Origin of the sequence: Isoptericola variabilis 225, assembly GCF_000215105.1 — a bacterium.
Classification (GTDB): Bacteria; Actinomycetota; Actinomycetes; order Actinomycetales; family Cellulomonadaceae; genus Isoptericola; species Isoptericola variabilis_A.
On the sequence record NC_015588.1, the window covers coordinates 541946 to 565997 of the forward strand.

At 73.9% G+C, this 24052-nt stretch carries 20 protein-coding genes; 16 read left to right on the forward strand and 4 right to left on the reverse strand.

What is annotated here, in order from left to right:
* Positions 1 to 213 precede the first annotated feature (213 nt).
* Entirely contained in the window at positions 214 to 1365 is a 1152-nt protein-coding gene (locus ISOVA_RS02545; protein ID WP_013837697.1) for a Gfo/Idh/MocA family protein, read from the reverse strand.
* Positions 1366 to 1383: 18 nt separating this feature from the next.
* On the reverse strand, positions 1384 to 3333 hold the full coding sequence (locus ISOVA_RS02550) for a DUF6807 family protein (RefSeq protein WP_233275939.1): 1950 nt from the start codon (positions 3331 to 3333) through the stop codon (positions 1384 to 1386).
* A gap of 292 nt (positions 3334 to 3625) precedes the next feature.
* On the opposite strand from ISOVA_RS02550, the gene ISOVA_RS02555 reads away from it, so the two are divergent.
* From ISOVA_RS02555 to ISOVA_RS02585, 7 genes are all read left to right on the forward strand, one after another.
* On the forward strand, positions 3626 to 4549 hold the full coding sequence (locus ISOVA_RS02555) for a carbohydrate ABC transporter permease (RefSeq protein WP_013837699.1): 924 nt from the start codon (positions 3626 to 3628) through the stop codon (positions 4547 to 4549).
* Complete coding sequence (locus ISOVA_RS02560; RefSeq protein ID WP_013837700.1) at positions 4542 to 5483, forward strand: carbohydrate ABC transporter permease; 942 nt, start codon at positions 4542 to 4544, stop codon at positions 5481 to 5483. Before ISOVA_RS02555 ends, ISOVA_RS02560 begins: the two co-directional genes overlap by 8 nt.
* Before the next feature lie 85 nt (positions 5484 to 5568).
* Positions 5569 to 6912, forward strand: coding sequence for an ABC transporter substrate-binding protein (locus ISOVA_RS02565; protein ID WP_013837701.1), 1344 nt, complete (start codon positions 5569 to 5571; stop codon positions 6910 to 6912).
* Positions 6913 to 6994: 82 nt separating this feature from the next.
* Positions 6995 to 8602, forward strand: coding sequence for a UxaA family hydrolase (locus ISOVA_RS02570; protein WP_013837702.1), 1608 nt, complete (start codon positions 6995 to 6997; stop codon positions 8600 to 8602).
* 22 nt (positions 8603 to 8624) lie between these two features.
* Complete coding sequence (gene mgrA, locus ISOVA_RS02575; RefSeq protein ID WP_013837703.1) at positions 8625 to 9686, forward strand: L-glyceraldehyde 3-phosphate reductase; 1062 nt, start codon at positions 8625 to 8627, stop codon at positions 9684 to 9686.
* Positions 9687 to 9787: 101 nt separating this feature from the next.
* Positions 9788 to 10672: a PfkB family carbohydrate kinase gene (locus ISOVA_RS02580; RefSeq protein WP_013837704.1), complete on the forward strand. Its 885-nt coding sequence runs from the start codon at positions 9788 to 9790 to the stop codon at positions 10670 to 10672.
* A complete protein-coding gene (locus ISOVA_RS02585) occupies positions 10669 to 11337 on the forward strand; it encodes a nucleoside/nucleotide kinase family protein (RefSeq protein ID WP_013837705.1) in 669 nt (222 codons plus the stop codon). The genes ISOVA_RS02580 and ISOVA_RS02585 overlap by 4 nt, the downstream gene beginning before the upstream one ends.
* 9 nt (positions 11338 to 11346) lie before the next feature.
* Here ISOVA_RS02585 and ISOVA_RS02590 read toward each other — a convergent pair whose 3' ends face one another.
* Positions 11347 to 12474 (reverse strand): M28 family peptidase, encoded by a 1128-nt coding sequence (locus ISOVA_RS02590; protein WP_049788215.1) that lies wholly within the window; start codon positions 12472 to 12474, stop codon positions 11347 to 11349.
* Positions 12475 to 12598: 124 nt separating this feature from the next.
* Positions 12599 to 13078 (reverse strand): Lrp/AsnC family transcriptional regulator, encoded by a 480-nt coding sequence (locus ISOVA_RS02595; RefSeq protein ID WP_013837706.1) that lies wholly within the window; start codon positions 13076 to 13078, stop codon positions 12599 to 12601.
* A 142-nt stretch (positions 13079 to 13220) separates the two neighbouring features.
* Between ISOVA_RS02595 and pdhA the strand changes: the two genes are divergently transcribed.
* From pdhA to ISOVA_RS02640, 9 genes are read left to right on the forward strand one after another with little or no spacing between them, the layout of a single operon-like run.
* Entirely contained in the window at positions 13221 to 14498 is a 1278-nt protein-coding gene (gene pdhA / locus ISOVA_RS02600; protein WP_013837707.1) for a pyruvate dehydrogenase (acetyl-transferring) E1 component subunit alpha, read from the forward strand.
* Entirely contained in the window at positions 14495 to 15508 is a 1014-nt protein-coding gene (locus ISOVA_RS02605; protein WP_013837708.1) for an alpha-ketoacid dehydrogenase subunit beta, read from the forward strand. Before pdhA ends, ISOVA_RS02605 begins: the two co-directional genes overlap by 4 nt.
* Positions 15508 to 16983, forward strand: coding sequence for a dihydrolipoamide acetyltransferase family protein (locus ISOVA_RS02610; RefSeq protein WP_013837709.1), 1476 nt, complete (start codon positions 15508 to 15510; stop codon positions 16981 to 16983). Before ISOVA_RS02605 ends, ISOVA_RS02610 begins: the two co-directional genes overlap by 1 nt.
* Positions 16980 to 18587 (forward strand): carboxyl transferase domain-containing protein, encoded by a 1608-nt coding sequence (locus ISOVA_RS02615; protein ID WP_013837710.1) that lies wholly within the window; start codon positions 16980 to 16982, stop codon positions 18585 to 18587. The genes ISOVA_RS02610 and ISOVA_RS02615 overlap by 4 nt, the downstream gene beginning before the upstream one ends.
* Before the next feature lie 5 nt (positions 18588 to 18592).
* Positions 18593 to 20782 (forward strand): acetyl/propionyl/methylcrotonyl-CoA carboxylase subunit alpha, encoded by a 2190-nt coding sequence (locus ISOVA_RS02620; RefSeq protein ID WP_013837711.1) that lies wholly within the window; start codon positions 18593 to 18595, stop codon positions 20780 to 20782.
* Positions 20779 to 21960, forward strand: a complete 1182-nt coding sequence (locus tag ISOVA_RS02625) for an acyl-CoA dehydrogenase family protein (RefSeq protein WP_013837712.1) — start codon at positions 20779 to 20781, stop codon at positions 21958 to 21960. Before ISOVA_RS02620 ends, ISOVA_RS02625 begins: the two co-directional genes overlap by 4 nt.
* Positions 21957 to 22475 carry a MaoC family dehydratase gene (locus ISOVA_RS02630; RefSeq protein WP_013837713.1) on the forward strand — a complete coding sequence of 173 codons (519 nt, stop codon included), beginning with the start codon at positions 21957 to 21959 and terminating at the stop codon, positions 22473 to 22475. Before ISOVA_RS02625 ends, ISOVA_RS02630 begins: the two co-directional genes overlap by 4 nt.
* Positions 22475 to 23344, forward strand: coding sequence for an HpcH/HpaI aldolase/citrate lyase family protein (locus tag ISOVA_RS02635; RefSeq protein WP_013837714.1), 870 nt, complete (start codon positions 22475 to 22477; stop codon positions 23342 to 23344). The genes ISOVA_RS02630 and ISOVA_RS02635 overlap by 1 nt, the downstream gene beginning before the upstream one ends.
* Positions 23325 to 24050, forward strand: a complete 726-nt coding sequence (locus ISOVA_RS02640; RefSeq protein WP_013837715.1) for a ThuA domain-containing protein — start codon at positions 23325 to 23327, stop codon at positions 24048 to 24050. Before ISOVA_RS02635 ends, ISOVA_RS02640 begins: the two co-directional genes overlap by 20 nt.
* Positions 24051 to 24052 lie beyond the last annotated feature (2 nt).

Here is a 24052-nt window from a genome sequence, read left to right on the forward strand (position 1 = left end):
CGTGTCGAAACTCCTTCGTCTCGGTTCGTGCTCCGGTCGGCGGTGACCGGCACGGGAGACCGGTAGAAACCGGTTTCTCGCTCGGACGGCTCCACTGTGGCACACGTCCGCGAGGTGCGCAACGCCCCTTCTGACCTGCGGTGATGCGCTCTGCGGGCATGCGGCGGCCCCGCGCGGCGGCTGACCGCCGCGCGGGTTCCGGGACCGCGCGCCCTACGCCGTCCAGGGCGCGCCGAGCTCCGAGAAGGTCTGCTGCGTGCGGGCGACGCGCTCGCACCAGTGCGCGACGTCGCGCACGACCGGGTGCCGGTCGTCGCCCTCGCCGTGCCACTCCACCACGGCGTCCGGCAGCGGCGTCGGGTCGGCGCCCGTGCGCACGGCCTCGAGCACGCGCATGAAGGCGCCCGTGTCGCGCACGTCGCACAGGAGCGGGCGCGAGCCGTCGGCGCGCGCGTCGAGCAGGTCGTCGAGGAGCGGCGTGCGCCCGTACGTCTTGTCCATCGTGAGGTGGTCGGTGCGCAGGCGCAGACGGTCGTGCTCGTACTCGAGCTCGAGCTCGCCCCGCGTGCCCAGCACGAGCACGCGCGCCGGTGTGCGCTCCGCGGCGCACAGCGTCAGGCCGAACCCGTAGCGGCGCCCGTCGCCGCCGACGACCCGCACCGAGGACGTGTCGTCGGCCTCGATGGGGTTCGCCCGGTACAGGTCCGTGTCGACCCAGGCCACGTCCTCGGCCGTCGTCGCGCCGCCGACGCGCAGCGCGGTCGCGACCGCGTGCGCGAGCGGGTTGGTCACGACGCCGTCGACGACGTCGCGCCCGTCGAGGCGGCGTCGTCCCGCCCACGGGGCGCGCGCCCAGTACGCGGCCGTGCGGATCCACGTCCCGACCGCGCCGATGCCGACGACGTCGCCGATCTCGCCGCGCGCGACGAGCTCGGCCGCGGCCGGGAGCGCGTGCGAGCCGAACGTCTGGAAGCCGACCTGGACCCGCCGGCCCGTGCGGTCGGCGATCGCGACGAGCTCGGTGTGCTCGGCGAGCGAGGCCGTCGTCGGCTTCTCAAGGAGCACGTCCATGCCCGCCTCCATGGCGGCGCGGGCGAGCGGCAGGTGCGTCGGGATCGGCGTCGAGAGCACGACGACGTCGGGACGGTCCGCGTCGCCGGGCGCCGACAGCAGGTCGCCGAACGTGGGGAACCACGCGACGCCGGCGTCGTGGCCCGGGTGGCCCGGCCCGGGCGCGCGCGGGTCCACGACGGCGACGAGCCGGGCGCGCCCCGCGCGCTGCAGCTCCAGGGCGTGCTCGACGTGCTTGGCGCCGTGGCCGTGGATGCCCACCACGGCGAGGCGGTCCGGTCGGTGCGGTTCCATCGCGTCCTTCCTCGGGTCTCAGCGCAGACCGGTCGCGAGCTCGGCCGCCTCGGCGGCGTCGAGCTCCCGGTCGAGCAGCGCGGCGACGACGCCGGTCTCGACCGTGCCGCCGGCGGGGACGAGCAGCGGGGTGTCCCACGCGAGCGCGGGGCACGCACCGGGGTACTCCGCGGCGCGCAGGAACCAGTGCCGCGCGGGCGACGTCTGGGTCAGCAGCAGCGTGGTCGCGCGCTCGCCGCCCTGGTGGTCGCTGTGCCGCTGCACGAACGCGACCCACGGCGAGGCGCTGCCGTGCGCGAGCCCCTCGCCCTCGCCGGCCGCCGAGAGCACGCGCGTGCTCGTCGCGACGGGAAGGCGCCAGAACACCCCGCCGTACCCGGCGCCGGGGCGTCCGTTGGTCGCGGGGGAGCGGATCTCGAGCGGGCCGTGCGCCGCGTGCAGCGTCGAGCGCCACTCGAGCACCCATCCGTCGTCGCCGAGCAGCCGGGCGCCGACGCGCCGCCGCTCCTCGAGCTGCGGCGCGCCGTGCTCGTCGCTCCACAGCACGGTGTCGAGCAGGACGTGCGGCGACAGGGCGTCGACGACGGTGTGCGTGCTCGTCTGGCGGCCGTGGTTGGGCAGCAGCGTCGGGCCGACGTCGGCCACGAACGTGCGTCCGCCCCAGTGGCTCGTGCCGTTGACGTCGGGCACCGCCATGCTCACGCCGTAGTGGTGGCGGTGGTCGACCGGGCTCACGTCGGTCAGCGGCACGCCGGCGAGCGTGTGCAGCGGGTGCAGGTACGGCCGCGGGGAGTGGATCGTCGGCAGGGAGGTGCCGGGCTCGTACCGTGCGAGCGCCACGTGGTCGAGCGCCCGGTGCAGGACGACGGCGCCGCCCTCGGTCGTCCACGTCGGCACCTGCTCGGGCCGCGCCGCGTCCTGCGCCGCACCCGCGTCCTCGGGCCGGCGGTCGGGCTCCTGGACCGCGGCCCGGGCCACGCGCGGCGGCACCGGCCCGGTGCTGGCCCGCACCTGGAGCTGGGCGCCGAACCGCGTCGTGGTCGCGGGCTGGGCGGAGTCGTCGATCACGGCGTGGAGCTCCCTCCAGGCGTGCCGGCCCAGGTCGACCTGGGGCACGGCGACGGTGGTCAGCGCGGGCGTGGCGTACCGGGCAAGCTCGATGTCGTCGAAGCCGGCGACCGAGATGTCGGCGGGGACCGCGACCCCGGCCTCGTTGAGCGCCGCGAGGAGCCCGAACGACACGAGGTCGTTGAAGGCGACGACGGCGGTCACGCGGCTCGCGAGGACCGGCCCGGCCGCGGCGTGGCCCGCCTCGATGTCGGCGCCCGCCGGCAGGACCGTGACCTCGAGGTCGGGGTGCTCCTGGCGCACGGCCGCGATGCCGCGCCGACGCGCGGCGTCCGACGCGGCGGCGGGCGGTCCCGCGAGGTAGGCGACGCGGCGGTGGCCGAGCTCGACGAGGTGCTCGAGCACCTGCACCGTCGCGTCCGCGTAGTCGACGACGAGCGTGGGCACGCTGCTGGACGCGAGCTCGCGGTTGATCACGACCGCCGGCTCGACGTCGGGCAGCAGCCCGGCGAGGACGGCGTCGGGCATGCGCGGCGCCATGAGGATGAGCGCGTCGCAGCGCTGCCGCGCGTCGCGCGCGATCGCCGCCTCCTGCCCCGGGTCCTCGGCGGCGTCGGCGACGAGCACGCGGTAGCCGTCCTCGGCCGCGGCCGAGGTCACGCCCCCGAGGACGCGCTGGAAGACCGGGTTGCCGAGGTCCGGCACGACGAGAGCGACCGTCGTCGTGCGGCCCAGCGACAGGCTCCGCGCGACGTTGCTCGGGCGGTAGTTGAGCTCGATCGCCGCCTCCTGCACGCGGGCCGAGATGGCAGGGTCGACCGTGCTGCGCCCGTTCATCACGCGCGACACCGTCGCCCGGGACACGCCCGCGGCGGCCGCCACGTCCGCGATCGTGACCACGGTACGCCGGGTGCTCGCCCCAGGCCTCGCAACAGGCATCGTCGCCTCCGTCCTCGCATCACGCGCAGGTCGCGCGCAGATCACGTCTCGGTCACAGCCGCGCGTCCTCGGCGGCGTGTCGTCCCGAGATGACCGTACACCATGGGAAACCGGTTCCTCGTGTGATACGTTCCTCAACAGCAACCGGTTTCCCGCCGTCGCACCTCTCGCGCGGCGGTGGGAGGCCCAGGATCGACGGAGATCTGGAGGTCGGCATGACGCCCACCACACAGGCGCACGGGGAGGTGCGGCCATGGCGGTGATCCAGGAGGTCGCCCGCACGCGCGGCGCCGCGACCGAGCGACGCAAGGGCGACGGCAAGGCCGCGGCGGTCTTCCTCGCGCCCTGGTTCGCCGGCCTCGCGCTCATCACGGCGTTCCCGCTGTTCGCGTCGCTCTACCTGTCCTTCACGGACTACAGCCTGCTCGCCGCGCCGAGCTGGATCGGGTTCGAGAACTACACGCGGATGTTCGACGACCCGCGGTTCTTCCAGGCGCTCGAGGTCACGTTCACGTACGTGTTCGTCTCGGTGCCGCTGCAGCTCGCCGCGGCGCTCGCCCTCGCGATGCTGCTGGACCGCGGCATGCGCGGCCTCGCGCTCTACCGGTCGGCGTTCTACCTGCCGTCCCTGCTGGGCGGCAGCGTCGCGATCGCGATCCTGTGGCGCCAGGTCTTCGGTGCCGACGGCCTGGTCAACCAGGTCCTCGCGTTCTTCGGCGTCCAGGGCTACGGATGGGTGTCGCACCCCGACTACGCGCTCGGCACGCTCATGGTGCTCAACGTGTGGACCTTCGGGGCGCCGATGGTCATCTTCCTCGCGGGCCTGCGGCAGATCCCGACGATGTACTACGAGGCCGCCTCGATCGACGGCGCCGGCAAGGTGCGGCAGTTCCTCAGCATCACGTTGCCGCTGCTCACGCCGATCGTGTTCTTCAACCTCGTGCTGCAGCTCATCGGGGCGTTCCAGTCGTTCACCCAGGCGTTCATCGTCTCGGGCGGCACGGGCGGCCCGGTCGACTCGACGCTCTTCTACACGCTGTACCTGTACCAGAAGGGCTTCGCCTCGTACGAGATGGGCTACGCCTCGGCGATGGCCTGGTTCCTGCTCCTCGTCGTCGCGGGCATGACCGCGGTGAACTTCCTCGCCTCCAAGTTCTGGGTCTTCTACGATGACTGACACGCCCGTGCGCCCCGAGGCGCGTCCTCAGACCACCGGCCGCCCCGGCGCGACGCTCACCGAGCTCGCGGCCGAGATCCCGGACCTCCACCCCCGCCGTCGCGCGGGAGCACGCGTCCGCAGCGTGCTCAAGCACGTGGCGCTCGTCGCCTTCGCGCTGGTCATGCTGTACCCGCTGCTGTGGATGCTCTCCAGCTCGTTCAAGCCGACGTCGCTCATCTTCCGCGAGCCGGGCCTCATCCCGACCGAGTGGGACTTCTCGAACTACGCGGACGGCTGGACGGCGCTGCTGCACCCGTTCCACCACTACCTGATCAACTCGGCGCTCGTGGTGCTGGGCTCGGTGCTCGGCAACCTGGTCTCGTGCTCGATGGCGGCCTACGCGTTCGCGCGGCTGAAGTTCCGCGGCCGGAACCTGTGGTTCGCGATCATGCTCATGTCGATCATGCTGCCGATCCACGTGATCATCGTGCCGCAGTACATCCTGTTCTCGTCGCTCGAGTGGATCAACACGTTCCTGCCGCTCATCGTGCCGAAGATCCTGGCGACGGACGCGTTCTTCGTGTTCCTCATGGTCCAGTTCTTCCGCGGCATCCCGCGCGAGCTCGACGAGGCGGCACGGCTCGACGGCTGCGGCCACGGGCGGATCTTCCTGCAGATCATGCTCCCGCTGGCGCTGCCGGCCCTCGCCACGACGGCGATCTTCACGTTCATCTGGACCTGGAACGACTTCTTCAGCCAGCTGATCTTCCTCACCCGGCCGGACATGTACACGGTCCCGATCGCGCTGCGCACGTTCGTGGACGCCACGAGCAACAGCTCGTGGGGACCGCTGTTCGCGATGTCGATCGTGTCGCTCGTCCCGGTCTTCCTGGTGTTCCTCTTCGGACAGAAGTACCTGGTGAAGGGAATCGCGACCACGGGAATCAAGTAAGCCGTCTCACCTCGACCGGTTCCCGACGACGGGAACGCAGCAGATGCGAACAACGACGTTTCGTCACGCACACCGAAGGAGAATCATGCGAGTCACGACCACCCGGCGGACGCCGCGCACCACCCGCGCCGCGCTCGTCGCCCTCACCGCGGCCGGGGCCATGGCCCTGACGGCCTGCTCCGGCGACTCCGGCGCGATGCCCGAGAGCGACGGCGGGAACGGCGACGCAGCCGAGGGCGGCAACGTCGAGATCCGGTTCGCCTGGTGGGGTTCCGACACCCGCCACGAGACCACCCAGCAGATCATCGACCTGTTCGAGGAGAAGAACCCGGGCATCACGGTCGTCCCGGACTACACCGACTGGGGCGGGTACTGGGACAAGCTCGCGACGTCCGTCGCCGGCGGCGACACGCCCGACGTCATCACGCAGGAGGAGCGCTACATCTCCGACTACGCGACGCGCGGCGTCATCGCCGACCTGAACGAGCTCGACATCGACACGGCCGAGATCCCCGAGGAGATCCTCGCGACCGGCGAGATCGACGGCAAGCTCTACGGCATCGCGACCGGCGTCAACGCGTACGCCATGGTCGCGAACCCCGAGATCTTCGAGCAGGCCGGCGTCGAGATGCCGGACGACACGACGTGGACCTGGGAGGACTACGTCGAGATCGCGGGCCAGATCTCCGAGGGCGCCGGCGACGGCGTCTGGGGCACCCAGGACTACGGGTTCAACGAGGCCGGCCTCAACGTGCTCGCGCGCCAGAAGGGCGAGTCGCTCTACTCGCCGGACGGCGGCCTGGGCGTCTCGGAGGAGACCGTCGCCGAGTTCTTCCAGCGCTCGCTCGACCTCATGGCGAACAACGGCCAGCCCGACGCGTCCCGCTCGGTCGAGATCCAGAACGCGGGCCCCGAGGGCTCGCTGCTCGGCACCAGCACCGGCGCCATGGGCGTGTGGTGGTCGAACCAGCTCGGCGCGCTGTCGTCGGCGTCGGGCGCCGAGCTCGAGCTGCTGCGCCTGCCGGGCGAGGCGCAGTACGAGCGCACCGGCATGTACTTCAAGCCGGCCATGTACTACTCGATCTCGGCCACGACCGAGCACCCCGAGGAGGCGGCGAAGTTCGTCGACTTCCTGCTCAACGACCCCGAGGTCGCGGCGCTGCAGCTGACCGACCGCGGCCTGCCGTCGAACCTCTCGGTGCGCGAGTCGATCGTCGGTGACCTCGAGGCGGCCGACCAGAAGGTCGCCGAGTTCATGAGCGACCTCGAGGACGAGATCGTCGACAGCCCGCCGGTGCCGCCGAACGGCTCGGCCCAGATGCAGGACATCATGACCCGCATCAACACCGAGGTCCTGTTCGGCAACATCACGCCGCAGGAGGCCGCGGAGCGCTTCATCTCCGAGGTCGAGGCGGCGATCGGCGGCTGACGCCGGTCCGACCGCGGCGCAGGGCGGGGGCATGCCACCCCCGCCCTGCGCCGACCGTACGCACGAAGGAAGAGAACGTCCGATGAACGACCTGCTCGTGCTCCGCGACGGCGACGACGTCGCGGTCGCCACCCGCGACCTCGCGCCCGGTGACGAGGTGTCCGCGCCCGGCGCCGGCACCGTCGTCGTGCGCGACGCCGTCGCGCGAGGCCACAAGGTCGCGCTGCGGGCCGTGGCACGCGGCGCCGCGGTGCACAAGTACGGGCAGGTGATCGGCGTCGCGACGGCCGACGTCGCGCCGGGGGAGCACGTCCACGTGCACAACCTCGGCTTCGACCCGGGCGAGCGCGAGGCGCCGCTCGGAGGCGTGCACACCGAGCTGCGGGTCCCCGACGGGCCGCGCCCGACGTTCCGCGGCTACCGTCGCGCTGACGGCCGCGTCGGCACGCGCAACTACGTCGCGATCCTCACGAGCGTCAACTGCTCGGCGTCGACGGCGCGCATGATCGCCGACCAGTTCCGCGGTGCGGCGCTCGACGAGTTCGAGAACGTCGACGGCGTCATCGCGCTCACCCACACCTCAGGCTGCGGGCTCGTGCCCGAGTCCGAGGGCGGGCAGATGCTGCTGCGCACGCTGCGCGGCTACGCGGCGCACCCCAACGTCGCGGGCCTGCTCGTGCTGGGTCTCGGCTGCGAGATGGTGCCCGGCGCGGCGCTCGCGGCGCGCTCGGGCTCGGGCTCGGGCACCGTGACCGACCTCGGCATGCCGGGCGTCGGCGCCCCGGACCCGGGCGAGGCCTCCGGGCTGCTCGCGTCCATCCCGGACGACACCGTCGTCCGGTCGCTGACCATCCAGGAGAGCGGCGGCGTGCGCGCGTCGGTGCGGGCCGGCGTCGCGGCCGTGCGCGAGATGCTGCCCGAGGTGAACGCGCGCCAGCGCGTCGAGTGCGACGTCTCCGAGCTCGTGCTCGGGCTCAACTGCGGGGGCTCGGACGGCTACTCCGGCATCACGGCGAACCCCGCGCTCGGCTGGGCGTCGGACCGCCTCGTCGCCTACGGCGGCACCTCGGTCCTGGCGGAGACGCCCGAGGTCTACGGCGCGGAGCACCTGCTCACCGCCCGCGCGACGTCGCCCGGGGTCGCGAAGAAGCTGCTCGACCGCATCGAGTGGTGGCGCGGGTACGTCGCCGCCGGCCAGGGCACGCTCGACAACAACCCGTCGCCGGGCAACAAGGCGGGTGGTCTGACGACGATCCTCGAGAAGTCGCTCGGCGCGGTCGCCAAGGGCGGCCAGGCCGACCTCGCGGCGGTCTACGACTACGCCGAGCCCATCACCGACCGCGGGTTCACGTTCATGGACACCCCCGGGTACGACCCGGTGTCGGTGACGGGGCTCGTGGCCGGCGGCGCGAACGTCGTCGTCTTCACGACCGGGCGCGGGTCGGTCTTCGGCTGCCGGCCGACGCCGTCGATCAAGGTCGCGACCAACACGCCCATGTACGACCGGATGGCCGAGGACATGGACCTCAACGCGGGGCGGATCGTCGACGGCACCGCCACGGTCGACGACGTGGGCGCGGAGATCCTCGCGAAGATCCTCGCCGTCGCCTCGGGCGAGAAGACGGTGAGCGAGGAGCTCGAGATCGGTGCCGAGGAGTTCATCCCGTGGCACGTCGGCGCCGTGACCTGAGCCCGCCTGCCAGGATGGGGCCATGCCTCTCGCACCCCGGTACCTGGCCGACGACGCCCGGTACGACTCGATGACCTACCGCCGTGCCGGCCGGTCGGGCCTGGACCTGCCGGCGCTCTCGCTGGGCCTGTGGCACAACTTCGGCGACGTCAACCCGTTCGAGACGCAGCGCGCGATCCTGCGCCGCGCGTTCGACCTCGGCATCACGCACTTCGACCTGGCCAACAACTACGGGCCGCCCTACGGCTCGGCCGAGCAGAACTTCGGCCGCCACCTCGCGGCGGACCTCCGCCCGTACCGGGACGAGCTGATCATCTCGACCAAGGCCGGCTACGACATGTGGCCCGGCCCGTACGGCGACCACGGCTCGCGCAAGTACCTGCTGGCGTCGCTCGACCAGTCGCTCGCGCGGATGGGGCTCGACTACGTCGACGTCTTCTACCACCACCGGCCGGACCCGGCCACGCCGCTCGAGGAGACCATGGGCGCGCTCGCGTCCGCGGTGCAGCAGGGCAAGGCGCTGTACGTGGGCGTCTCGAACTACTCGCCCGCGCGCACGCGCGAGGCGGCGCGCATCCTCGGCGAGCTCGGCGTCCCGCTGCTCCTCCACCAGCCGAGCTACTCGATGTTCAACCGGCACGTGGAGAACCCGCACCACGACGACCCCTACGACGGCCGTCAGAGCGAGTCGCTGCTCGACGCCGTCGAGGACCTCGGCGTCGGCACGATCGTGTTCTCGCCGCTGCAGCAGGGGCTGCTCACGGGCCGGTATCTGTCCGGCGCGGCGCCCGAGGGCTCGCGCGCGGCGCGCAGCGACTCGCCGTTCCTGTCGTCGTCGAACCTCTCGGAGACGTACCTCGAGCGGGCGCGCGCGCTCAACGAGATCGCCGAGGGCCGTGGCCAGACCCTCGCTCAGCTCGCGCTCACGTGGGTCCTGCGCGACCCGCGCGTGACGTCCGCCCTCATCGGCGCGTCGAGCGTGTCGCAGCTCGAGGACAACGTGGGTGCGCTCAGCGCCGGCCCGCTGAGCGAGGACGAGATCGCCGCCATCGAGCCGTACGCCGTCGACGGCACGGGCCGCTGACCGGAAGATCGCTGTGGGCATGATTTCTGGTCCGCTTCGTCCCTTTTATGGGGGCGAACCGGGCCAGAAATCATGCCCACAACGGGGAAGAGGGGAGTGACGTGGGGGTCTGCTGGTTCGTCGGGCTGACGACGCTCGACGTCGTGCACCGCTCGCCCGTGCGGCCGGGGCCGAACCAGAAGGTCACGGCCACGCGGCAGGACGTCGCGGCGGGCGGCCCGGCCGCCAACGCCGCCGTCACGGCCGCGGCGCTCGGCGCGCGCGCCCTGCTCGTCACGGCCCTCGGTGCCGGGCCTGTCGCCACCGCGGCGCGCGCCGACCTCGAGGCGCACGGCGTCGAGGTGCACGACGTCGTCGCGCCCGGCCAGGACTTCCCGCTCGCGGTCTCGGCCGTGCTCGTCGACGACGGCACGGGGGACCGGTCGGTCGTCTCGGCCGACGCGGCGCTCGCCACGGCGCCCGCGCCGCCGTCCGGCCTGCTCGCCGGCCTGCCGGCGCCCGACGTCGTGCTGCTCGACGGGCACCATCCCGCGGTCGCGCGCGCCGTCGTCGGGCACCTCGACGCGCTCGAGCCGCGCCCGCGCGTCGTGCTCGACGCCGGCCGGTGGCGTCCGCTGTTCGCCGAGCTCCTCCCGGTCGCCGACGTCGCCGCGCTCTCCGCCGACTTCACGGTCCCCGACGAGGTGGTCCCGGGGCACGGCGGCGCCGCGGCGGCCGCCCGGGCGCTCGGCGCGCGCGCCGTCGTGGTGACCCACGGGCCCGACCCCGTGGAGTGGACCGAGGGCGGGGCCTCCGGCGCGGTCGACGTGCCGCGCGTCGAGGCCCGCGACACGCTCGGCGCGGGCGACGCGTTCCACGGCGCGCTCGCGGCCGCGCTCGCCGCCGGCACGCCGCTGCCCGAGGCGTGCGACCGGGCCGCGCGGGTCGCGAGCACGCGCGTGGCCCACGTCGGTCCCCGCGGCTGGCTCGCCGAGGTGCGCCCGTGACGGTCGACCCGAGTCCGTCGACGCGGCCGGCGACGCCGCTCACCACGGCCCAGCTCGTCGCCCGGGCGCGCGCGGTCGCCGCGCGCGACGGACGGACGATCCTCGGCATCACGGGCGCCCCGGGCGCGGGCAAGTCGACGCTCGCCCGGACGATCGTCGAGGCGCTCGGCCCGCGGCTCGCCGTCGAGGTCGGGATGGACGGCTTCCACCTGTCGAACGCCGTGCTCGAGGAGCTCGGCCGCCGCGACCGCAAGGGAGCGATCGACACGTTCGACGACGCGGGCTACGCGGCGCTGGTGGCGCGGCTCGGCGACGCCCGGGCGGGCGACCCCCCGGTCTACGCACCGGTGTTCCGGCGCGAGATCGAGGAGCCGATCGCCGCGGGCGTCGCCGTGCCCGGCGACGTGCCGCTCGTGGTGACCGAGGGCAACTACCTGCTCGCGACGTCGGGCGCGTGGCCCGACGCGCGCGCCCGCATGGCCGAGATCTGGTACCTCGAGGTGCCCGACGACGTCCGCCTCGCCCGTCTCGAGGAGCGTCACCACGCGTTCGGCAAGAGCCGCGACGACGCGCGCCGGTGGGCCAGAGGGTCGGACCAGGCGAACGCCGACCTCATCGTCACGACGCGCGACGCCGCCGACCTCGTCGTCGGGTGGAGCGGCTGACCGGGACGCCTACGCCCGGGCGAGGGCGTACGTCGCGCAGCCGATGATCTCGATCGAGACGGCGAGGCGCTCGGCCGAGATGTTCGCGGCGATCGTGTCGTCGGCCGAGTGGTACGGCGGCTCGAGCAGCGCCGGGGTGTCGGCACCGCGCCACGAGAAGTTGCCGCTCGGCACCCCGACCTCCTGGAACGACTGGTGGTCGCTCGCGCCGCGCTGCGTCACGTCGCTCATGTGCGTGCGGTAGCCCAGGCGGTCGCCCGCGGCCAGCACCTCGGCGTTGACGACGTTGGGCTGCCCGTCGTAGGAGAGCCCCCAGTACCGCTCGGCGGGGTCCCAGCTCGTGCCGACCATGTCGTTGTTGAAGACGCCGCGCATCGCCGCGCGGGCTCCGGCGTCCATGCCGGCGACGTAGGTGCGGGAGCCGACGAAGCCGACCTCCTCGGAACCCCACAGGGCGAACTGGAGGTTCGTCGAGGTGGGCAGGTCGCGCAGCACGCGCGCGAGCTCGAGCGTGAGCACGGTCCCCGAGCCGTCGTCGTTGGCGCCGCGCGCCCCGATGACCGAGTCGTAGTGCGCGCACACCATGACGTTCTGACGCGTCGGGTCAGGGCGCCCGGTGCCGGGCCGCGACCCGATGACGTTGTACGAGGTGAGGTTCCGGTGGTGCGTCGTCGTGACGGTCAGGGTGGGCGGGCCGGCCGCGACGGCGTCGAGCAGCGCGTGCTTCTGCACCTGGCCGACGCCGACCACGGGGATCGTGGCGGCCGGGGAGGCGGTGCTCAGGGAGGGCACGAACGCCGACGCCTGCCGCGGGTACGCCGAGTCGACGCGGGTCCAGATCACCGCGCCCGCGCCGCGGGCCTGCACCGCGAGGACGAACGCGGTGAGGTTCTCGTTCGCCGCCGTGATGGGGCGCAGGACGACGGCGCCGCCGAGGTCCTCGGGCAGCGCGAGCGGGTCGGCGGACTCCGCGACGACCACCGGGCCGGTCACCGAGACGTCGAGCGCGCCACGGGCGGCGGCGCCGACGCCCCAGCACAGGGCAGCGTCGAGACCCGGGGAGGCGAGCTCGCCGAGGTAGCGGTCGGGCACGGAGAAGGACGGCATGTCCACGTCGTAGCCGTACTCGTCGAGCACGCCGGCGAGGTAGTGCGCCGCCTCGACCTCGGCGGGGGTGCCGCTGTAGCGCTGGCCGATGCCCTCGCTGAGGTCGACGAGGTGGTCGAGCCGCTAGTGCCCGGACGAACCGATGTGCATTGGGTCACATCTCCAGGCCGCGGCGCACCTGCTCGATGAGCGGGCGCAGGCGGTAGGGGATGAGCTCGCCCATGGAGAGCGACGTCTCGGTCCGCTCGACGCCGTCGACGCGCAGGATCGCGGCGTCGATCCGGAACAGGTGGTCGGTGTCGCGGCACACGACCTGGACCCGCAGGTCGGCCGAGCCGCTGTGCCCGAAGGCCTGCACCACCTCGGGGATGCGCGCGACCTCCTCGACGATCCGGGCGAGGTCGCGCTGGCGGACCGTCAGCTCAATGAAGGCCGTGAGCGGGTGCCCGAGGTACTGGGGGTCGATGCAGCGGTCGAAGCTCAGCAGCGCGCCCGCCGCCACGAGCCGGGCCAGGCGGGCGTGGACGGTGTTGCGCGAGAGGTTGAGGCGCTGGGCGAGGCCGACCGTCGTCGCGCGCGGGTCGTCCGCGAGCGCCGCGAGAAGAGCCAGGTCTACGGCGTCGTAGTTGGGCACATCGACCAGCCTAGCCGCGTGGCGGATGCGCACTCTGCGCAGGCCGACGCGAGGTGCTGGCAGCAGTGTGTGAGCGGCGTTACGTTCGCCGTATCCGGTGCTCGACGCAGAGCAACCGGGGACGACGCGAGGTGAGGCGACGATGCCCAGCACCATGGGTTCGACGACGCGCGGCGACCTGTCACGAGCGGGGACGACGCGTCGGGAGACGGTGAACGACGGCCACCAGGACGCCGTCCGGCCGAGCACGGCCGGAACGGCCGGCAGCACGGAGCCGGCCGTGGCCACGGTCCGGCTGCTCGACGAGGACGGGGTCCGCCACCCGGACCCCGAGCACGACCGCTGGCTGCCGGACCTCGACGGGGACGGCGCCGACGAGGCCCTGCTGCGCCTGTACGAGGACATGGTCGTGGTCCGGCGGATCGACGCCGAGGCCACGGCGCTGCAGCGGCAGGGGCAGCTCGCGCTGTGGCCGCCGCTGCTGGGCCAGGAGGCCTCGCAGATCGGTTCGGCGCACGCGCTGCGCGCGGACGACTTCGTGTTCTCGAGCTACCGGGAGCACGCGGTCGCGCACGTGCGGGGTGCCCGGCCCGTCGACCTGCTGCGCGTGTGGCGCGGAGTGACCGGCTCCGGCTGGAACCCGTACGAGATCAACATGGCGACGCCGCAGGTCATCATCGGTGCCCAGGCGCTGCACGCCATGGGCTACGCGATGGGCATCCTGGCCGACGCCGACCGCGGCATCGGGCCGCGGGCCGACGGGCAGGGCACGTCCGCCGTCGTGGGCTACTTCGGCGACGGCGCGATGAGCCAGGGCGACGTCAACGAGGCGTTCGTGTTCGCGGCCACGTGGGCGGCGCCCGTCGTGTTCTTCTGCCAGAACAACCAGTGGGCGATCTCGGAGCCCGTGACGCTGCAGTCGCGGGTGCCGCTCGTGCAGCGCGCGTCGGGCTTCGGCATCCCGGGCGTGCGGGTCGACGGCAACGACGTCCTCGCGGTCCTCGCGGTGACGCGCGAGGCGCTGCACCGGGCCCGCACCGGCGGCGGCCCGACGCTCATCGAGGCCGTGACCTACCGCATGGGCCCGCACACGACCGCCGACGACCCCACGCGCTACCGGACCCCCGAGGAGCTCGAGGAGTGGCGCCGTCGTGACCCGATCACGCGGCTCGAGGCGTACCTGCGCTCGCGCGGCGCGCTCACGGAGGAGGTCGAGGCACGCGTCAAGGAGGCGGCCGACCGGGTCGCCGCCGAGCTGCGCGCCGGCTGCACCGCGATCGAAGACCCGCCGCCCCTGACGGTGTTCGAGCACGTGTACGCCGAGCCGAACGCGACCGTCGCCGCCGAGCGCGACGAGTACGCCCGCTACCTGGCCGGCTTCGCGGACACCGACGACGACCAGAAGGGGGCCGCGCGATGAGCACGCTCACCCTCGCGAAGGCGATCAACGCCGGGCTGCACCGGGCGATGGACACCGACCCGACCGTCGTCGTCATGGGCGAGGACATCGGCCGCCTCGGCGGCGTCTACCGGGTCACGGACGGGCTGCAGGAAAAGTTCGGCGACCGTCGCGTGCTCGACACGCCGCTCGCCGAGTCCGGGATCCTCGGCACCGCGATCGGCATGGCCTACCGCGGCTACCGGCCGGTCGTCGAGATCCAGTTCGACGGGTTCGTCTACGTGGCGTTCGACCAGATCGTCAGCCAGGTCGCGAAGATGCACGCGCGCACCAACGGGAACGTCAAGCTGCCCATCACGATCCGCATCCCCGTGGCCGGCGGCATCGGCGCGGCCGAGCACCACTCGGAGTCGCCCGAGGCGTACTTCGTGCACACCGCCGGCCTGCGCGTCGTGTCGGTCGCCACCCCGCAGGACGCGTACACCGTGATCCAGCAGGCGATCGCGTGCGACGACCCGGTCGTGTTCTTCGAGCCCAAGCGGCGCTACCACGTCAAGGGCGAGGTCGACGAGACGGTCTCGCTCGACGAGGCGCCGCCCATGGGCGCCGCGCGCGTCGTCACGCCGGGCGACGACGTCACGATCGTGACGTTCGGCTCGCACGTCGCGACCGCGATCGACGCCGCGACGGCGCTGTCCGACGACGGCGTGTCGGCCGAGGTGATCGACCTGCGGTCGCTGTCCCCGATCGACCACGAGCGCGTGGCCGAGTCGGTGCGCAAGACCGGGCGCCTCGTCGTCGTGCACGAGGGACCGCGGCAGGCCGGGGTGGGCGCGGAGATCGCCGCGACCGTCACCGAGCGGTGCTTCGAGCACCTGCTCGCCCCGCCCGTGCGCGTCACGGGCCACGACATCCCCTACCCGCCCGCGAAGCTGGAGATGCACCAGGTGCCCGACCTCGACCGGATCTGCGACGGCGTCGACCGCGTCCTCGGGCGCGTCCCCGCGAGCCTGCAGGGGGTGACCGCGTGATGACGACGCTGCGCGAGTTCCGCCTGCCGGACCTCGGCGAGGGCCTCACCGAGTCGGACGTCGTGGCCTGGCGCGTCAAGGCCGGCGACCGCGTCGAGCTCAACCAGGTCATCGCCGAGGTCGAGACCGCCAAGGCGCTCGTCGAGATCCCGTCGCCGTACGCCGGCGTCGTCCAGGCGCTGCACGCCGAGGAGGGCCAGACCGTCGAGGTCGGCGAGCCGCTCGTGACGTTCGAGGTGCCCGACGACGCCGCCTCGTCCGCGAGCCCGGCGCCTGCTCCCGCGCCGCCCGAGGAGGTCACCACCCCGGAGACCGCCGAGCCCGTGTCAGAAAGCCAGGGGGCTGGAGCCCACCAGCCTTCTGACACGGAGAGGGACGAGGGCCCCGAGCCCAACCTCGTCGGCTACGGCGCGCGCCCCGAGCGCGCGGGCCGGCCGCGGCGCCGTCCGCGCCGCTACGCCCCCGTGTCAGAAAGCGGGTGGGCTGGAGCCCACCAGGTTTCTGACACGCTCGACCCGGACGCGCGCCGCGCCGCCGTGCGCGCGCACACGACGCCCGGCATCAGGGCGATGGCCAAGCGCCTCGGGGTCGACCTGACCGGCGTGCAGGGCACCGGCCCCGACGGCAGCGTCACGCGCGAGGACGTCGAGGCCGCGGCGGCGTCGGGCGCCACGGCGCACGCGGCGACCCACGTGGTGTCGCCGAACGGCGCCGCGCCCGCACGCAGCGAGACCCGCACGCCCGTGCGCGGCGTGCGCAAGCACACGGCCGCGGCCATGGTCGCGAGCGTGCGGGAGGCCCCGCAGGCGTCGGTCTTCCTCACGGTCGACGTCACGCGCAGCATGGAGCTGCTCGCGCGGCTCAAGTCGCACCGCATGGCGGGCGGCACGCGCATCACCGTGCTGGCACTCGTCGCCCGGGCGATGTGCGCGCTGCTGCCCCGCCACCCCGCGCTCATGACGCGCTGGCAGGACCTGCCCGACGGCGGCGCGGAGCTCGTGCGGCCCGCGCAGGTCGACCTCGGCATCGCGGTCGCGACCGACCGCGGGCTCGTCGTCCCGCACGTGCCGGGCGCCGACCGGATGTCGCTCGTCGAGCTGGCCGACGCCCTCGGGCGGCTCACCGAGACCGCGCGCGCGGGCCGCACGCCGCCCGAGCGCCTGACCGGCGGCACGCTCACGATCACCAACGTGGGCGTGTTCGGGGTCGACGCCGGCACGCCGATCCTCAACCCGGGCGAGCCGGCGATCCTCGGCGTCGGGCAGGTCGCGCGCCGGCCGTGGGAGCACGACGGCGAGGTCGCGCTCCGGCAGGTGATGACGCTGAGCCTCACGTTCGACCACCGCGTGGTCGACGGCGAGCAGGGCGCGCGCTTCCTCGCCGACCTCGGCGCGGTCCTCGAGGACCCGGCGCTCGCGCTGCTCCTCGGCGGCCCCGACGACGTCGGGTCCGGCACGGCGGGGGAGGGCGCGTGACCGTCCTGGCCTCCGCCGTCGACCCCCGCGCCGAGGCGGCCCGCGGCACCGAGGCGGCGCAGCGGGCGCTCGCGGACCAGCTCCGCGAGCGCACCGCCGCGGCCGCCGCGGGCGGGCCCGAGCGCGCCCGCGCCAAGCACGTCGAGCGCGGCAAGCTGCTGCCGCGCGAGCGCGTCGCGCGGCTGCTCGACGACGGCAGCCCGTTCCTCGAGGTCGCCCCGCTCGCGGCGTACGGGCTCGACGACGGCGCGTGGCCCGGCGCGGGCGTCATCGCCGGCATCGGCATGGTCTCGGGCCGGCAGGTCATGGTCGTGTGCAACGACCCGACGGTCAAGGGCGGCACGTACCACCCGCTCACCGTGAAGAAGCACCTGCGCGCACAGGAGATCGCGTTCGAGAACCGGCTGCCGTGCGTCTACCTCGTCGACTCGGGCGGCGCGTTCCTGCCGCGCCAGGACGAGGTCTTCCCCGACCGTGATCACTTCGGGCGCATCTTCTACCACCAGGCCCGGATGTCGGCGGCGCGCATCCCGCAGATCGCGGCCGTGCTCGGCTCGTGCACCGCGGGCGGCGCGTACGTGCCGGCGATGAGCGACGAGACGGTCATCGTGAGGAACCAGGGCACGATCTTCCTCGGCGGCCCGCCGCTGGTGAAGGCCGCGATCGGCGAGGACGTCTCGGCCGAGGAGCTCGGCGGCGGCGACCTGCACGCGCGCCGGTCCGGCGTCGTCGACCACCTCGCCGACGACGACGAGCACGCGCTCGACATCGTGCGCGACATCGTCGCCACCCTCCCGCCCGACCCGGAGCCCGCGTGGGACGTCGCACCCGCGCAGGACCCCGCCGTCGACACGCAGGGGCTGTACGCGGCCGTGCCGGTCGACGTCCAGCAGCCGTACGACCCGCGCGAGATCGTCTCGCGCCTCGTCGACGGCAGCCGGTTCGACGAGTTCAAGCCCGAGTACGGCACGACGCTCGTCACCGGGTTCGCGCGCATCCACGGGCACCCGGTCGGCATCCTGGCGAACCAGGGCGTGCTGTTCCGGGAGTCGGCCCTCAAGGGCGCGCACTTCGTCGAGCTGTGCGACCAGCGCGGGATCCCGCTGCTGTTCCTGCAGAACATCTCGGGCTTCATGGTCGGCACCGACGCCGAGGCCGGCGGCATCGCGAAGGACGGCGCCAAGATGGTCACGGCCGTCGCGACGACGCGCGTGCCCAAGCTGACCGTCATCGTCGGCGGGTCGTTCGGCGCCGGGAACTACGCCATGTGCGGGCGCGCGTACTCGCCGCGGTTCCTGTGGTCGTGGCCCGCGTCGCGGATCTCCGTCATGGGCGGGGCCCAGGCGTCGTCGGTGCTCGCCACCGTGAAGCGCGACCAGCTCGCGCGCACCGGCGAGACGTGGGACCCCGACGAGGAGGCCGCGTTCCGCGACCAGATCCGCGACTCCTACGAGCGTGCGGGCGACCCGTACCACGCGACCGCGCGCCTGTGGGACGACGGCATCGTCGACCCCGTCGACACGCGCCGCGTGCTCGGCCTGGCCCTGTCGGTGTGCGCCCGCACGCCCCTACCCGAGCCCGCGTTCGGGCTCTTCCGGATGTGAGGCCGATGTTCCGCACGGTCCTGGTCGCCAACCGCGGCGAGATCGCGTGCCGCGTCATCGGCACGCTGCGCCGCCTCGGCATCCGCTCGGTCGCCGTCTACACGGACGTCGACGCCGGTGCGCGGCACGTGCGCGAGGCCGACGTCGCGGTGCGGTTGGACTCCGACAAGGGTGGCGGCCGGCTCGGGTACCTCGACGTCGACGCGGTCGTCGCCGCGGCGGTGCGCTCGGGCGCGCAGGCGATCCACCCCGGCTACGGCTTCCTGTCCGAGAACCCGGCGCTTGCGGAGGCGTGCGAGCGTGCGGGCGTCGTGTTCGTCGGCCCGCCGGCCCGGGCGATCGAGGTCATGGGCGACAAGGTCGAGGCCAAGCGGCTCGTCGCCAAGCACGACGTGCCCGTGCTGCCCGGCACGCTCGAGGGCGGGCTGTCCGACGACGCGCTCCTCGCCGCCGCGGCAGACGTCGGCTTCCCGCTGCTCGTCAAGCCCGCCGCCGGCGGGGGCGGCAAGGGCATGACGATCGTCGGCTCGGCCGGCGAGCTGCCCGCCGCGCTCGCCTCCGCGCGGCGCGTCGCGGCGTCGTCGTTCGGCGACGACGACCTGCTGCTCGAGCGGCTCGTCGAACGCCCGCGGCACGTCGAGGTGCAGGTCCTCGCCGACTCGCGCGGCGCCGTCGTGCACCTCGGCGAGCGCGAGTGCACGCTGCAGCGGCGGCACCAGAAGGTCGTCGAGGAGGCGCCGTCGCCCGCGGTCGACGAGGCGACCCGGGCGCGCCTCGGCGAGGCCGCGTGCGAGGTCGCGCGGTCGGTCGGGTACGTCGGCGTCGGGACGGTCGAGTTCCTCGTGCCCGCCGACGACCCGTCGACCTTCTGGTTCATCGAGATGAACACGCGCCTGCAGGTCGAGCACCCGGTGACCGAGATGGTCACGGGCCTCGACCTCGTCGAGCAGCAGCTGCGCGTGGCGTCCGGCGAGCCGCTCGCGTTCGCGCAGGACGACGTGCGCCTGCGCGGGCACGCGATCGAGGCACGCGTCTACGCGGAGTCGCCGGCGCGCGGCTTCCTTCCCGCGACCGGGCGCGTGCTCGCGCTGCACGACGCCGGCACCCCGGCCGGGCCGGACGCCTCGCCGCTGAGGCTCGACAGCATGCTGCTGCCCGGCGCCGAGGTCACGGGCGACTACGACCCGCTGCTGGCCAAGGCGGTCGCGTACGGCGAGGACCGCGACGAGGCGCTGCGGCGGCTCGACGGGCTGCTCGGCGAGCTCGTCGTCCTCGGCGTCGAGACGAACACTGGGTTCCTGCGCGACCTGCTCGCGCACCCCGACGTGCGCGCCGGTCGCATGGACACGGGCCTCATCGACCGCGTCATCACCGAGTTGTCAGGCCCAGGCGGCGGTATAGGCGGGCGTGAGCCTGACAACTCCGGGGAGGAGTGGGTGGTGGCGGCGGCGCTGCTGGCGCTGCGCGCGCGCACGACGGCGGGCGCGGGCGTCAGCGCGTCCGGCCCGTGGGCCGCGGGCGACGGCTGGCGGCTCAATGCCCCGCCCGCCCCGCGGCGCGTGCTGCTGCAGGCGGCGGGCGGCGTCGTGCACGAGGTGCTCGTGACCGGCCCGCTCGACGACGCCGCGGTCCGCGTCGACGACGGCACCGCGGTCCGGGCGTCGCTGCGGCACACCGGCGGCGCGGCGCACGAGCACCTCCTCACCGTCGACGGGCTCACCCGCCCGGTCGCCGCGGTCGCAGGGCCGGGCGGCGACCCCGCCGAGACGGAGGTGTGGGTCGGCGACGGCGGGCGCGCGGCGTCGTACACCGTCCTCGACCGTGCTGCCCACGCGGCCCGACGCCGCGCGCTCGGCGGCACCGACGCCGGCACCGGCCACGCCGGGGGCGCGGCCGAGGTCCGCGCCGGCATGCCGGGGACGGTCACGGCCGTGCCCGTCGCCGACGGCGACGTGGTGCAGCCAGGCGCGACCGTCGTCGTCGTGGAGGCCATGAAGATGGAGCACCCGCTGACCACGCCCGCGGCCGGGGTCGTCCGGCTCGCGGTGCAACCCGGCGACCAGGTCCGCCTCGACCAGGTGGTGGCCGTCGTCGAGCCCGAGGAACCCGCCGCCGAACCCGCGGCGCCCACCGAGCCCACGGCGGCAGACCCCGCCGCCGCGGTCACGCTCTCCGAGACCCGAGGAGACTCATGATCCACGAGACGCAGGCGTCCATGCTCACCGACGAGCAGCGCAAGCTGAGCCAGGTCGTGCGCGAGTTCGCCGACCAGGTCGTCGCGCCGGCCGCCTACCAGTACGACACGGAGCGGCGGCTGCCGATCGAGATCATCCACCAGATGGGCGAGATGGGGCTCTTCGGGCTCCCGTTCCCGGTCGAGGTCGGCGGGCAGGGGCAGGACTACGTGTCGCTGTGCCTGGCCGTCGAGGCGCTCGCGCGCGTCGACCAGTCCATCGCCGTGACGCTCGAGGCCGGCGTCGGGCTCGGCATGATGCCGATCTTCCGGCACGGCACCGAGGAGCAGAAGCAGACGTGGCTGCCCGACCTCGTCGCCGGCAAGAAGCTCGCCGCGTTCGGGCTCACCGAGGCCGAGGCGGGCTCCGACGCGGGCGCGACGAAGACCACCGCCCGCCTCGAGGGTGACGACTGGGTGATCGACGGCTCCAAGCAGTTCATCACCAACTCGGGCACGCCGATCACGAGCGTCGTCACGATCACCGCGGTGACCGGGCAGCGGCAGACGCAGGACGGGCGGACCGCACCCGAGCTGTCGTCGATCCTCGTGCCGTCCGGCACCCCGGGCCTGACCGTCGGCCCGAGCTACGACAAGGTCGGCTGGCACACCTCCGACACCCACCCGCTCACGCTCGAGAACGTCCGGGTGCCGGCGTCGAACCTCCTCGGCGAGCGGGGCCGCGGGTACGCCAACTTCCTGCGCGTGCTCGACGAGGGGCGCATCGCGTTCGCGGCGCTCGCGACGGGTGCCGCGCAGGGCTGCCTCGAGGAGGCGCTGCGGTACGCGAACGAGCGCCGGGTGTTCGGTCGCACGATCGGGTCGAACCAGCACGTCGCGTTCACGCTCGCCCGCATGCAGGCGCGCGTGCACTCGGCCCGGCTGTGCTGGCTCGACGCCGCGCTCAAGCAGGTGCACGGCAAGCCCTTCAAGGCCGAGGCGTCGGTGGCCAAGCTGGTCTCCAGCGAGGCGGCGATGGCGAACGCGCGCGACGCGTCGCACATCTTCGGCGGGTACGGCTTCCTCAACGAGAACCCCGTCGCGCGGCACTACCGCGACTCGAAGGTGCTCGAGGTCGGCGAGGGGACGACGGAGGTGCAGCTCATGATCATCGCGCGAGACCTGGGACTGACGGCATGACGGATGACGGGACCGCGCCGATGCGCGAGGTGGTGCAGCGGGGGCTGTACTACGACGAGCTCGAGGAGGGCGTGCGGTACGTGCACCGGCCGGGCCGCACGCTCACCGAGGCCGACGACGTCCTCTTCACGTCGGTGACGATGAACCCGCAGGGCCTGCACCTCGACGCCGCGTGGGCCGCGACGCAGCCGTTCGGCAAGCCGCTCGTGAACTCGATGTTCACGCTCGCGACGCTCGTCGGGCTGTCGGTCGCGCACCTGACGCGCACGACCATCGTCGCGAACCTCGGGTTCACGGAGGTCACCTTCCCGCACCCGATGTTCCACGGGGACACGCTCTATGGCGAGACGACGGTGCCGGCCAAGCGGCTGTCGCAGTCCCGGCCCGGCACCGGCGTCGTCACGCTCGAGCACGTCGGGCGCAACCAGGACGGCGAGGTCGTCGCGCGCGCCGTGCGCACCGTCCTCATGTGGACGCGCGAGGCGCACGAGGCGCACGAGCGGGGTGAGCGGTGATGACGCCGCCGCCGTTCACGCTCGGGCCGGCGCTGCTGTTCTGCCCGGCCGACCGGCCCGACCGGTACGTCAAGGCGCTCGACCGGGCCGACGCCGTCATCCTCGACCTCGAGGACGCCGTCGCGCGCGACCGCAAGGAGGCCGCGCGCCAGGCGCTCGTCGACCACCCCGTCGACCCCGACCGGACGATCGTGCGCGTCAACGCCGTCGGCACGCCCGACCACGCGGACGACCTCGCCGCGCTCGCCCGCACCGCCTACCGCACGATCATGCTGCCCAAGGCCGACGGCACGTTCGTCGGGCCGCTGCTCGGGCCCGACGGCGGACCGTACGCGGTCGTGGCGCTGTGCGAGACGGCCGCCGGAGTCCTGGCGGCGCCGGCGCTCGCGGCCCGGCCCGACATCGTCGCGCTCGCGTGGGGGGCCGAGGACCTCGTGGCGTCCCTCGGCGGCACGTCGAGCCGGCGGGCGGACGGGACGTACCGGGACGTCGCGCGGTACGCGCGCTCGGCCGTGCTGGTCGCGGCCGCGGCCACGGGCAAGGCCGCGATCGACGCGGTGCACCTCGACATCGGCGACCTCGACGGCCTGCGTGCCGAGGCCGCCGACGCCGTGGCGGTCGGGTTCGCCGCCACGATGTGCATCCACCCGTCGCACGCCGACGTCATCCGCGCCGCGTACGCGCCGTCGGACGAAAAGGTGGCCGAGGCGCGCGAGGTGGTCGGCGCCGCACGGCGGGCCGCGTCGGCGGGTGCGGGCGTGCTCACCGTGGGCGGGCGGATGGTCGACGCACCGCTCGTCCGGCACGCGGAGGCGGTGCTGCGTCGCGCGGGCTGGCAGGATCGGTCGGGTGACGACGCCGCACCCTGACGCCCAGCCCGCCCCGATCCGTGTCCTCGTCCTCGTCGGCCGCGGCCGCTACGAGGACCCGTGGCACGACCACGCCGCCACGTCGCACCGGCTCGCGCTGCTGCTCGCGGGGCTCGAGGTCGACGGCCGGCCGGCCGACGTCGTCGTGCGCTCGACGTTCCCGGACGCGCTCGACGACCTCGCCGACGTCGACCTGCTCGTGATCAACGCGGGCACGGCCTGGCCGGGCTTCCGCGAGGCGTCGATCGGGCCCGACGACGCGGCGTGGGCGCCGTTCCACGCTCGCCTCGACGCGTGGGCGCGCGCCGGCGGGCGGATCCTCGCGGTGCACCAGAGCGCCAACACGTTCGACGACGCGCCCGCGTGGGAGCAGCTCCTCGGCGGACGGTGGGTCAGCGGCGAGTCGATGCACCCGCCCATCGGCGACGCGACCGCGACGCTCGCGGCCGGCGCGCACCCGATCACCGAGGGCCTCGGGCAGGTCGACGCGTTCGACGAGCGGTACTGCTTCCTGCGCGTCGCGCCGTCGTCGCAGGTGCTCGGCTGGGTGCCCGACGACGACGGCAACCGGCACCCTGTCGTGTGGGTCACCGAGGCGCACGGCGGCCGGACGGTCTACAGCGGGCTCGGCCACGACGTGCGGTCGTACGACTCGCCGTCGCACACGGAGCTGCTGCTGCGCGCGGCGACCTGGCTGCTGTCCTGACG

Excerpts from the sequence above, each read along its gene's own strand:
- ISOVA_RS02570 (WP_013837702.1), top strand. The coding sequence starts at position 6,995 with ATGAACGACCTGCTCGTGCTCCGCGACGGCGACGACGTCGCGGTCGCC.
- ISOVA_RS02560 (WP_013837700.1), top strand. The coding sequence starts at position 4,542 with ATGACTGACACGCCCGTGCGCCCCGAGGCGCGTCCTCAGACCACCGGC.
- ISOVA_RS02625 (WP_013837712.1), top strand. The coding sequence starts at position 20,779 with ATGATCCACGAGACGCAGGCGTCCATGCTCACCGACGAGCAGCGCAAG.
- ISOVA_RS02545 (WP_013837697.1), bottom strand. The coding sequence starts at position 1,365 with ATGGAACCGCACCGACCGGACCGCCTCGCCGTGGTGGGCATCCACGGC.
- ISOVA_RS02630 (WP_013837713.1), top strand. The coding sequence starts at position 21,957 with ATGACGGATGACGGGACCGCGCCGATGCGCGAGGTGGTGCAGCGGGGG.
- ISOVA_RS02620 (WP_013837711.1), top strand. The coding sequence starts at position 18,593 with ATGTTCCGCACGGTCCTGGTCGCCAACCGCGGCGAGATCGCGTGCCGC.
- ISOVA_RS02605 (WP_013837708.1), top strand. The coding sequence starts at position 14,495 with ATGAGCACGCTCACCCTCGCGAAGGCGATCAACGCCGGGCTGCACCGG.
- mgrA (WP_013837703.1), top strand. The coding sequence starts at position 8,625 with ATGCCTCTCGCACCCCGGTACCTGGCCGACGACGCCCGGTACGACTCG.
- ISOVA_RS02565 (WP_013837701.1), top strand. The coding sequence starts at position 5,569 with ATGCGAGTCACGACCACCCGGCGGACGCCGCGCACCACCCGCGCCGCG.
- ISOVA_RS02635 (WP_013837714.1), top strand. The coding sequence starts at position 22,475 with ATGACGCCGCCGCCGTTCACGCTCGGGCCGGCGCTGCTGTTCTGCCCG.
- ISOVA_RS02555 (WP_013837699.1), top strand. The coding sequence starts at position 3,626 with ATGGCGGTGATCCAGGAGGTCGCCCGCACGCGCGGCGCCGCGACCGAG.
- pdhA (WP_013837707.1), top strand. The coding sequence starts at position 13,221 with ATGCCCAGCACCATGGGTTCGACGACGCGCGGCGACCTGTCACGAGCG.
- ISOVA_RS02610 (WP_013837709.1), top strand. The coding sequence starts at position 15,508 with ATGACGACGCTGCGCGAGTTCCGCCTGCCGGACCTCGGCGAGGGCCTC.